The sequence below is a fragment of the Pseudomonas sp. R11F genome (genome assembly GCF_050312575.1).
Lineage (GTDB): Bacteria > Pseudomonadota > Gammaproteobacteria > Pseudomonadales > Pseudomonadaceae > Aquipseudomonas > Aquipseudomonas palleroniana.
This window is the reverse complement of record NZ_JBNPJU010000011.1, coordinates 1-9,710: the sequence shown is the minus strand read 5'-3', so window position 1 is coordinate 9,710 and position 9,710 is coordinate 1. Positions and strand designations below refer to the sequence as shown.

Annotated in this window: 10 protein-coding genes; 4 read left to right on the top strand and 6 right to left on the bottom strand. The window is 61.7% G+C overall.

Annotated features, from left to right (window positions below; all coding sequences use genetic code 11):
• Positions 1–80: 80 nt before the first annotated feature.
• Positions 81–1,208: an ABC transporter substrate-binding protein gene (locus ACQRBV_RS02530; RefSeq protein ID WP_411984442.1), complete on the bottom strand. Its 1,128-nt coding sequence runs from the start codon at positions 1,206–1,208 to the stop codon at positions 81–83.
• A gap of 25 nt (positions 1,209–1,233) precedes the next feature.
• Entirely contained in the window at positions 1,234–3,615 is a 2,382-nt protein-coding gene (locus tag ACQRBV_RS02525; protein ID WP_411984443.1) for a TonB-dependent receptor, read from the bottom strand.
• 198 nt (positions 3,616–3,813) lie between these two features.
• Here ACQRBV_RS02525 and ACQRBV_RS02520 point away from each other — a divergent pair, with 198 nt between their 5' ends.
• Entirely contained in the window at positions 3,814–4,524 is a 711-nt protein-coding gene (locus tag ACQRBV_RS02520; protein WP_060753826.1) for a response regulator, read from the top strand.
• A complete protein-coding gene (locus ACQRBV_RS02515; protein WP_411984444.1) occupies positions 4,521–5,906 on the top strand; it encodes an ATP-binding protein in 1,386 nt (461 codons plus the stop codon). Before ACQRBV_RS02520 ends, ACQRBV_RS02515 begins: the two co-directional genes overlap by 4 nt.
• 252 nt (positions 5,907–6,158) lie before the next feature.
• Here ACQRBV_RS02515 and ACQRBV_RS02510 read toward each other — a convergent pair whose 3' ends face one another.
• From ACQRBV_RS02510 to ACQRBV_RS02495, 4 genes are read right to left on the bottom strand one after another with little or no spacing between them, the layout of a single operon-like run.
• Positions 6,159–6,359, bottom strand: coding sequence for an SEC-C metal-binding domain-containing protein (locus ACQRBV_RS02510; protein WP_026136698.1), 201 nt, complete (start codon positions 6,357–6,359; stop codon positions 6,159–6,161).
• Positions 6,356–6,838, bottom strand: a complete 483-nt coding sequence (locus ACQRBV_RS02505; RefSeq protein WP_060753824.1) for an LEA type 2 family protein — start codon at positions 6,836–6,838, stop codon at positions 6,356–6,358. Before ACQRBV_RS02505 ends, ACQRBV_RS02510 begins: the two co-directional genes overlap by 4 nt.
• A 21-nt stretch (positions 6,839–6,859) precedes the next feature.
• Positions 6,860–7,330: a YchJ family protein gene (locus ACQRBV_RS02500; RefSeq protein WP_090366358.1), complete on the bottom strand. Its 471-nt coding sequence runs from the start codon at positions 7,328–7,330 to the stop codon at positions 6,860–6,862.
• 4 nt (positions 7,331–7,334) lie between these two features.
• Positions 7,335–7,832, bottom strand: a complete 498-nt coding sequence (locus tag ACQRBV_RS02495; protein ID WP_411984445.1) for a DUF6231 family protein — start codon at positions 7,830–7,832, stop codon at positions 7,335–7,337.
• Positions 7,833–8,022: 190 nt separating this feature from the next.
• Between ACQRBV_RS02495 and ACQRBV_RS02490 the strand changes: the two genes are divergently transcribed.
• Together ACQRBV_RS02490 and ACQRBV_RS02485 are read left to right on the top strand one after the other, a co-directional pair.
• The gene (locus ACQRBV_RS02490) at positions 8,023–8,733 is read left to right on the top strand and encodes an OmpA family protein (protein ID WP_411984446.1); all 711 of its coding nucleotides are present in this window, start codon (positions 8,023–8,025) and stop codon (positions 8,731–8,733) included.
• Between the two features lie 141 nt (positions 8,734–8,874).
• A complete protein-coding gene (locus tag ACQRBV_RS02485) occupies positions 8,875–9,633 on the top strand; it encodes a hypothetical protein (RefSeq protein WP_060753820.1) in 759 nt (252 codons plus the stop codon).
• Positions 9,634–9,710: the final 77 nt, after the last annotated feature.

The following is a 9,710-nucleotide window of genomic DNA, read 5'->3' as shown; positions in this document are numbered from 1 at the left end:
TTGCGCCCGATGGCGGTGTGTCAGTGAACGAGTCTTTGGCTGACACACCGCCATCGGGAGCAAGCCCCCTCCCACAATGGTTACTGGGTTTCTACCGAGGTTTTTGCGTCGATCCAGTAGGCGCCTTGCAGTGGCATCTTCAGGAACTGCTGGTTGATCTGGTCCATGGTCGCGTGCGGGTCGAGCTTGGCGAACAACGCTGGATGAATCCATTTGGCCAGGGCTTCAATGGCCAGCAGGTTGTACGGCGAGTTGTAGAAGTCATGCCACAAGCCGTGGGCATTGCCCTCGCGGATGGCCCGCAGGTTGGCGAATTCCGGACGCGCCAATACGCGTTCGAGCCCCGCGCGTGCTTCGTCGTGGCTTACGCCCGCGCCCAGGATCAGGCCAGGCTGGCGGTTGCCGGTGGCGATATACACATCCGGGTCCGCCTTGAGGGCATATTCCACACTGATATCGCCCAGTGCGCCCGGCACCACGCCGGCGGCGATATTGCGTCCGCCGACCAAGCTGATCAGCTCGCCCATGCCGCTCTTGCCGGTGGTATGCCCCGGTGCCTGCCACACGCCGGCCAGCAACTCGAGGAAGACGCTGGGGCGTTGGCCGGCGGGCAGGGTGGCGACGGCATCGGTGATGGCCTTGAGGTGCTGATCATAAAAATTCAGGAACGCTTGCGCCTGGGGCTCACGGCCAAGGGCTTGGCCCAGAGCGGTCATGCTGGTGTGCGTGCCTTGGACCGGGTTGAGGCGAAAGTCGACGAACACCACCGGGATACCGGCCTTGGCTAGTACATCCGCCACTGGGCTGTGCTCGGTGGGGCCGTGCCCGGAGATGCTGAACACCGCCAGGTCGGGTTTGAGTGAAAGAATTTCCTCGGCGCTGACGCTCTGCTCTGAGGCTTGCCCGATCAACGGGATGTTTTTAACTGATGGAAACTTCGCTACATAGGCGTTGTAGGTGTGCTGGTCGAGCAGGCGCAAGTCATTTTGCCAGCCCACGATGCGTTGGAACGGCGCGTCCTGGTCGAGCAAGGCAAAGGCTGAAATCAGCCGGCCTTCGCCGAGCACCACGCGCCGGACGTCATCCTTCACCTCGACCTTGCGGCCAAGCACGTCAGTGACTTCATGGGCGGCGGCGGTTTCGGCGTGGCCGAAGAGCAGCGCGGCGCACAACACGCCGAGTTTGAACAGATGGCGGGGCTGCAACATGGCAAGGGCTCCTGGAAGGGGAAAATCAGAATTCATAATCAACACTGGCGGTTAGGGTGCGCCCGGCGCCCGGGATGCCGTAGAGCTGGAAGCCGTCGAGGGAGGCGCCGACCTGGCTGTAATAGAATGTGTTGAACAGGTTGTTGAGGTTGAGGTTGACCGTGGTGTCCTTGTTCACCTTGTATTGCGCCGCCAGGTTACTCAGCCAGTAACCGGGCGCTTTCTCGTGGTCGCGGGTGTAGATCGCATACACCCCGGACGGGCCATTGGCGTAGCTGCTGTTGTTGTTCAAACCGCCGACGTACTGGTTGTCGCTGTAGCGGCGCCGGCCCACGTATTGCTCGCCGAAGCTCAGGCTCAGGGCGTCGGTGACGGCGTAGGTGGTCCACAGGTTGGCGGTCAGGTCGGGGACGTTCTTGGCTTCGGCGCCTTTGTTGATGCCTTTGGTCTGGGTGCTCTTGAGCGCCGAGAAGCCGGCATACGCAGTCCAGCGCGGAGTGATATTGCCTTGCAGGCCTAGTTCTATGCCGTCCACGCGCTTGGCGGGCAGGGCGCGCACCGGCGCCGATTCGCCGTCCTGGTATTCCCAGGCGTTGTCCAGTTCGGTGCGAAAAATCGCTGCCGTGACATTGAGCATGTCGTGGGCAATGTCCAACTTGGTGCCTATTTCATAGGTTTTCGACTTCGCCGGGCTGTAGTTGCGGGTGCTGGCAGCGCCGTAGATCTGGTTGTTGGTGGAGGCTCCCAGCGCCGAAGGTTGCGCGGCCTCGCTGTAGGACACGTAGATGCTGGCGTTAGGCACCGGCTTGTAAACCGCCCCGACCCGGCCGCTGACGGCACCGTCGGTGTTGCTGATCGTGGCCTGGCCGCGTTGGCGGGTCTGGGCGCGCCAACGGTCGTAGCGCAGCGAACCCAGGACTTGCCACTGTTCATTGAGGGTGACGGTGTCGCCCAGGTAGGCACCGGCGTTGTCGATCACCGAACGTGGGTCGCCTTCGCCCTTGGTGACGTAGCTGCTGGCAAAGCTATGGCTGGGGTTGTTCATGTCGAAGAACAGGTCGCCGGCCGGCACCTCCGCGTTGCGTTTCAGGCCGCCGTAGGTCTCGTGATAGAACTCCAGGCCCGATACCACGGCGTGTTGCAGGCTGCCGGTGTTGAACGTGAAGCTGAAGTCGGTCTGGTTATCCAGGATGGTGTAGCGCTTGGACAAACCGAAGTCGCTGCCGCGCAGGATGCCGTAGCCGGTGTTGCTGTTGTTCAAGTAGTCGGTGTAAGCATTGACCGTGCTGCCCGTTACCTGGCTGATCGGGCCTGCGCCGGTATAGCCCAAGGTTGCACAGCGAGTGCCGGTGCAGGTTTTTTTAGCGTTGGCATCGGCGGCGAAGAAGCGCGCCGGGGAGAGTACTGCGAAGTTGTCGCTGCGCTCCCAGCGTGTCTGGTTGCGCAGGTTGGCGTCGTGCCAGTCCAAGTCATGTTCGAAGCGGGCGGTCAGCGAGGTGGTTTCGTTCTCTTGGGTATACAGGCTGGAGTCACCATACCAGTTGGAGCGTTTCACCCCGGGCATGCGGTGGCCGTCGGTGCCACGCTGGATCGGCACGCCACCGTCGGGAGTGTTGGTGTCTTTCTGATAGAAGGTGTCGACAAAAAAGCGCGTGTCGGTGCCCAGGCCGAAACCGAAGGACGTTGCGATCCCCCAGCGGTCGTAGTCCACGTCGTCGCGTTCGGCGACCTGGTTGTAGTGTTTCATCAGGTTGATGCGTACCGCGCTGGTATCGGTCAGCTGCTTATTGAGGTCGGCGGTGAGGCGACGGTAGCTGTCGGTGCCGATTCCGGCCGAGACTTTATTGGCGTCGCCCAAGTGCGCTTCTTTACTGACCAGGTTGACGCTGCCGCCCACGGCGGAAACCCCGGACTCGATGGAGCCGGTGCCCTTGAACACTTCGGCCTGTTGCAGGTTGAAGGTGTCGGTGCGGGTCGACATGCCCGCGTCGCGCACGCCGTCGACGGTCAGGCTCTGCTCCGAGGAAAACCCCCGGATTGAAAACAGATCGCCCCAGCCCAGGTTGCCTTCACCGGACATGAACGTAATGCCCGGCACGTTGCGCAGCACTTCCTGCAGGGTTTGCGCGTTCTGCTCCTTGAGCACCTGCTGCGGCACGATGGTCACGCTTTGCGGCGCGTCCAGCAGTGGCTGGCTGATCTTGGCGGAGGTGACCCGGTCCACCTTGAAGGTCGAGGAGGCTTCGCCGTCGACCTTGATTTGCGGCAGGTTCAATACCGAATCCTGGGGTGTTGCGGCGGTTGTATCGGCCCACGCCGTCGGCGTGACACTGCCGGCGGCCAGCAGGCCGAACATCGGTGCGAGGGTAGAGTGCAAAGGGTGACGCTGGGGAGTAGGCAAAGTCATTCAGAGCGGCCCGAACTAAATTACAATTAATCTCATTTAGATTCGGTAGTCTAAAGACCGCTTCCCGATGCGGGACCGTGGCTTTGTATCGCTGATGCGCGATTATTGCTGCCCACAACATTCCATTACATTTGCGTGTGCGGCCGGCTGAACTTTCGGCTATTTCCTGCGTTTTGAGTATTTTCGGACTGACTGCCCATGGCCAAGCAAGACCACCTACTAATCGTTGATGACGACCCGCAGATCCGCCAGCTGCTTTGCGAGTACCTCAGCGACGCCGGTTTCCAGGTGTCCACGGCCGCCGATGGCAAGGAAATGCGCCGCCGCCTGGCGTTGAGTGTCATCGACTTGATCGTGCTCGACCTGATGCTGCCCGGTGAAGACGGCCTGAGCCTGTGCCGTGAGCTGCGGGTGAGTTCCAACACGCCGGTGGTCATGCTCACCGCCAAGGGCTCGTTGATCGACCGCATCGTCGGCCTGGAAATCGGCGCCGATGACTATCTGCCCAAGCCGTTCGACCCCCGTGAGTTGCTGGTGCGGATCAAGGTGGTGTTGCGCCGGGTGCAGAGCTTCCCGGACCGTGCGCGCCTGGATGAGGCGCCGAGCATTCGTTTCGCCGGCTGGCAGCTCGACACGCGGGCGCGGCAATTGTTGTCGCCGCAGGGCGTGGTGGTGAGCCTGGGCAATTCGGACTACCGCGTGTTGCGCCTGCTGTTGCAGCACCCCAATCGTCCATTGAGCCGCGACTTCCTGCTCAACCATGTGTTCGACAAGGACAGTACGCCGTTCGACCGTTCTATCGATGTGTGCGTCAGCCGCCTGCGCTCGCAATTGCCGGCGGGGTTGATCAAGACCGTGCGCAACGAGGGTTACATGCTCACCGCCGAAGATGTGGTATTGGAGTCGTGAGGCTGCTGCCGCGCTCGTTGTTCGGACGGCTGGTGCTGATTCTGGTCAGCGGCATGCTCGCGGCCCAGGCCCTGACCAGTAGCATCTGGTACGACCGACGCCATGGCCAGGTGCTGGAAATTCCGGCGCGGCTGATCGCGACGCGGCTGGCGGATGTGGTGCGGCTGGTGCACAGAGACCCGCCGCAGGCCGATCAACTGGTCCAGTTGTTCGACAGCCCGCACTTTCATCTCACGCTCAGCGAGCATGCCAGCGATACGGTCAGCACCCTGACCGACAGCGACTTGCCCACCGAACGCTTGATCAAGAAAGTCCTGTCGGAAAAAACCGGCTATGCACCAACCTTGAATCTGCTGCGCCTGTCGCTGGTCGATGGTGACGGGCAAACGGCGGGGCTTTCCACGCTGCTCGGTTCCCGGCCGGTGGTGGGGCAGTTTCTGATCGACCTGCGCCTACCCGATGGGCGCTGGTTGCAAGTGGACGCCAGCGAGGAACAAGGCTGGACGAGCACATCGCCCCTGGACCTGCTGTTCGACTATGTGATGCGTATCTATTTGCTGCGGGTAGTGGTGCTGGTCGTGATTGCCCTGGTGGCGGTACGCCTGGCGATCCGCCCGCTCAATGCATTGGCCAAGGCCGCCGAAGCGCTGGGCCGCGACATCCAGCGGCCGCCGTTATCGCTGGATGGCCCGACGGAAGTGCGTCGGGCGGCCCAGGCCTTCAACGCCATGCAACAACGCCTGATTGCCAATATCGCCGAGCGCACGCGCTTTCTCGCGGCCATTTCCCACGACTTGCGTTCGCCGATCACACGTCTGCGCCTGCGCACGGAAATGCTCGACGACACCCGCACCCGGGAGCGTTTTCGCGCCGACCTGGAAGAAATGGAGCACATGGTGGCCAGTACCCTGGATTTCGTCAGCAGCGGCGAAATCAACGAGGCGCGGCAGAACATCGACATCAATGCGTTGCTGCAAAGCTTGCAGGCGGACCTGCAGGATGTGGGGGAACGCGTGACCCTTGAAGGTCGTGCGAAACAGCCACTGCCCGGTTATGCCCGCAGCCTGAAACGCTGTGTGCAGAACCTGCTGGAAAACGCCGTGCGCTATGGCCAAGAGGTGGTGGTACGGGTCGAGGACCAGGCGGACAGCTTGAAGATCATCATTCGCGACCGTGGGCCGGGAATTCCCGAGGAGCAGCTGTCACAGGTGATGGAGCCGTTCTATCGCGTGGAAGGCTCACGCAATGCCCAAACCGGTGGCTATGGATTGGGGTTGAGCATTGCGCACACGATTGCTCGGGCGCATGAGGGGCGGCTGAGCTTGAAAAACCGCGAGGGCGGGGGATTGGAAGTGGAACTGCAATTTCAGCGCAAATCCTGAAATCCGACGTGCGATCAAACCTGTGGGAGGGGGCAAGCCCTAATGCCTGTCAGTTAAGCGTAAGTGCCGTCTGTAGGAGCGAGCTTGCTCGCGAAAAACGTCAACGATAACGCGTGTTGCCTGAATGAACGCGGCGCCTGTGAGTTTTTCGCGAGCAAGCTCGCTCCTACAAAAAGCCTTAACTGACTGGCATTAGGGCAAGCCCCCTCCCGCATTTGGATCTTCAGTGTGGCCGGCGCCAGGGGAAATCGCTTACGCGCCGTGGCACTTCTTGAATTTCTTCGCGCTGCCGCATGGGCAAGGGTCGTTGCGACCCACGTCCTTCAAGGCGTTGCGTACCGGCTCCTGGTGGGCGTGGCCGCAGTTCGGGCCGTGGACATGGCCGTGGTCGTGATCATGGTGATCGTGATCGTGGTTGCAGTCAGGACCATGGACATGGGGTTGCTGGGTCATCGATGTCGCTCCGGAATAAAATCGCCGGGTATTATCTCGCCATTGTGGGCCACCTGCACGTCATTACCGATGAATAATCCGGTTTTCAACTCGCCCTCCAGCCGATAGGGCACGGGTTTGGTAGGGTTTTTCAGCATCTGCACCACATCACGAACCTGCGGCCAGAGGTTGGTGCGCACCGTCACCCGGAAAAAACTGTGGCTGCGTGGCGGTACGGTCAGCCATTCGTTGGATTCGCCTTCGGTCAGCACGAAGTTGCCCAGGGTGACCTTGTAGACCAGGCCGCGCACCGTCAGGTCGGCGTCATCACGGTTGTCCACGCGAAAGTACAGTTTGAACTTCTGTTCCAGCAACTTGGCGCGCACCACCTCGACTTTTACCAAGGCCACATGGGGCGGTGGTGCGTCGTCCTCGAACCACGAGGCACAGCCGGTGAGCCCCAGGGTCAACGCCAGCATCAAGCTGTAAATCCGAAGCATGGCGTTATCCCTGTCAGGTGATTAAAGGTAGCTTGCGCAACACTTCTTGAACTTCTGTCCGCTGCCGCACAAACATACATCATTACGCCCGGCCTTCACCTCAACTGTCGGATCGATGAAGTACCAGCGTCCCTCGTTCTGTACGAAAGAAGATTGCTCACGGTGGCTGTGTTCGCCGGCGCTGTCGTGCCAGCGTGCCGTAAAGGTCACGAAGGCGTGTTCCGGTTGGCCGCCAAACACCTCGGAGTTTTCCACTTCGAGGCCCAGCCAGGTGCTCTGGGCACTCCAGGCGGCGATGGCCGCACGGTCCAGGCCGGCCTGTTGCGCAGGCAGGGTGGTGGCCACCAGGTAATCCACCAGGCCCAGCACATAGGCGCTGTAGCGCGAACGCATCAGCGCGGTGGCGCAAGGCGCCGGATGACCTGCGTGATAGTGGCCGCAGCAGGCATCCAGCAGGTTGCCGCTGCCGCAAGGGCAAATGGATGTGCTCATAGGGTTACCACCAATACTTTCCGAAGTTTTCCGGGTTGGCCCAGAAGCGGGCGTTTAGCCAGTCCGGCACCTGTTTATAGTCAAGCAGATCATAGGTGAACAGCGTCAGCACCTGCTCGTCGCGCTGGAACCGCTCGCCGGCCTGCAGGGCCAGGGAGAAGAAGTCGGTTTCTTTCCAGCCGCAGACGCTCAGATCCACCAGCACCACAATACGGCTGGCATTGAGGTTGCGAATGCCTCCGAGCAGGGTCAGGCCCTGCGGTTTTGACAGGTGCTCCAGGCAGTCGACCACCAGGGCTAGGTCAAACCGCTGCGCGGCCAGCTCTGGCGGCAATGACCCTGGAGCGGCGCAAAACACCTGGGTATCGGGATGCGCCTGCTTGAAGGCGTCCAGCGCCGGTAACTGGCTGGCCCCCAATAGCAGCAGGCGTTTCGGAGCATGCAGGTCAAGCAGGGCAGCCAAGGCTTGCTGGGGTGTACGAGAAGAAATACCGGCGGTCATCACAGATCCTCACATCAGGACTGTAGAGACTAGCGCGGCTGAGCGTGCGGGCCTAGAGCGGGTGGGCGCGAAAACCCGAGCAACTGCGCCGATCTTCAATGAATACGGGGGTGTGGCGTACTGGCGCAGATGAAAAGAGCGGTCTTTACTCCACCCATCGGCCCCCGCCGATCCCCTCAGGAGAAATCAGATGAGCATCATGCGGACAGCTCTACCCTTGGTTCTGCTAACCGGAGTATTGACAGGTTGCGCAGGTTTGCAAAAAACCGATTGGCCCACTTGTGCCGCCGTCGGTGGCGTGACCGGTGCGGCGATCGGTGCGACTGAAAGCTCGGCCTACGCAGGCTATGGCGCGCTGCTGGTCGGCGGCATGGCGGGTGCCTATTGCTGGGTGCACGGCGATGGCGACGAAGATGGCGATGGGGTGCCGGACAGCCGCGACAAGTGCCCGGGCACACCTAAAGGCGTACAGGTCGATGCCAATGGCTGCCCGCCTGTCGTGCAGCCGGCGGTCGTGCAGCCGGCGGTCGTGGAGGAGGTGGTCGTCGTCAAGGAAGAAACCATCGTGATCCGTGATGTGCACTTCCAGTTCGATTCGGCCAAGCTGACCGCCGCGGACAAAACCAAGCTCGATGTCATTGCCACTCGCCTGAAAAAAGAAGCGCCTGGTGCGCAACTGCGCGTCAGCGGGCATACCGACAGTGTCGGCAAAGATGCCTACAACCAGAAACTCTCGGAAAAACGCGCGCATTCGGTCGTCGAGTACTTGATCAGCCAGGGCGTGCCGCGCAGCAATTTCGTCTCGGTGAGCGGTGCGGGTGAAAGCCATCCGGTGGCCGACAACAAAACCGCTGAAGGCCGCGCTTTGAACCGCCGCGTGGAAATCCAGATCAACCGCTGACAGCCCAGGCCCCTGTGTCAACCACAGGGGCCTGGCTGGCGATCTTCGTCGAAATCACGGCTTTTTTTATCCTTCACTGGCATATCGCCTGTAGAAGTCGTTACTGTGCGTCCGTCCATGCACAAAATAAGAAGGCCATTCATGCGTAAGGTTTTCCTGTTGGCCTTGTTGGCCAGCCCCATTGCTCTGGCCCAGAGCGTCAGCGTCGAAACCAATTCCTTGATGCGTCTGCCCAGCAGCACCAGCGTTTTACAGCTGGAGCGCTTGAGTGTGGCGGACTACGGCACGCTATTGATTCCGCCCTCTATCAGCCAGGTCTCGGTAGATGAACTGCACTTGGGGCGTGAGGCCCGTATCGCCATCGCCCCGGGCAATACAGGGTTGCAATTGCAGGTACGCCACGCGCAACTGGAGCATGGCAGCCAGATCACTTCGCGCGGCGCCCCCGGCACCCATGAGCGCCCTGCCAAGGCGGGGCGTGACCTGACCTTGCGCATCGATGCGTTGACCGCCGACGAGTTGTCGGTGGATGCGCGGGGTGGCGCTGGAGCCCAGGGCTATGCCGGCCTGGATGGCGCCAACGGCGTAGACCCGGGTTGTACCTGGGGTTCGGCCGGGCGCGGGGCCAACGGTGATAACGGTGGCGATGGCCTGCCGGGTGCGGCGGGTGCGCAGGTGCGAGTGGAGCTGCCGCAAAGCTACCCGGCGCAACAGATCAAGGTCTGGGTGGATGGCGGGGCGGGTGGCGCGGCCGGTACGGCAGGCAAACCCGGCAAAGGTGGGCAAGCCAAAGGCTGCCTGGTGTACCGCGCCGAGGGTGGCGACAAGGGCCGGCCAGGGCTGGAAGGCCAGCCGGGGCCGGCCGGGCCCGCAGGTACCGTCACCATCCAACGCCTGTAGTGAGCGGGCTTGCCCCGCGCTGGGGGGCGAAGCCGCCCCAATAAGAACGCCGCGGTGTTTCAGAGAGACCGAGGTGT

What these genes read in the sequence shown, in the direction of transcription:
- ACQRBV_RS02530 (WP_411984442.1), bottom strand. Translation starts at nt 1,208, where the DNA reads ATGTTGCAGCCCCGCCATCTGTTCAAACTCGGCGTGTTGTGCGCCGCG.
- ACQRBV_RS02525 (WP_411984443.1), bottom strand. Translation starts at nt 3,615, where the DNA reads ATGACTTTGCCTACTCCCCAGCGTCACCCTTTGCACTCTACCCTCGCA.
- ACQRBV_RS02520 (WP_060753826.1), top strand. Translation starts at nt 3,814, where the DNA reads ATGGCCAAGCAAGACCACCTACTAATCGTTGATGACGACCCGCAGATC.
- ACQRBV_RS02510 (WP_026136698.1), bottom strand. Translation starts at nt 6,359, where the DNA reads ATGACCCAGCAACCCCATGTCCATGGTCCTGACTGCAACCACGATCAC.
- ACQRBV_RS02505 (WP_060753824.1), bottom strand. Translation starts at nt 6,838, where the DNA reads ATGCTTCGGATTTACAGCTTGATGCTGGCGTTGACCCTGGGGCTCACC.
- ACQRBV_RS02500 (WP_090366358.1), bottom strand. Translation starts at nt 7,330, where the DNA reads ATGAGCACATCCATTTGCCCTTGCGGCAGCGGCAACCTGCTGGATGCC.
- ACQRBV_RS02495 (WP_411984445.1), bottom strand. Translation starts at nt 7,832, where the DNA reads ATGACCGCCGGTATTTCTTCTCGTACACCCCAGCAAGCCTTGGCTGCC.
- ACQRBV_RS02490 (WP_411984446.1), top strand. Translation starts at nt 8,023, where the DNA reads ATGAGCATCATGCGGACAGCTCTACCCTTGGTTCTGCTAACCGGAGTA.
- ACQRBV_RS02485 (WP_060753820.1), top strand. Translation starts at nt 8,875, where the DNA reads ATGCGTAAGGTTTTCCTGTTGGCCTTGTTGGCCAGCCCCATTGCTCTG.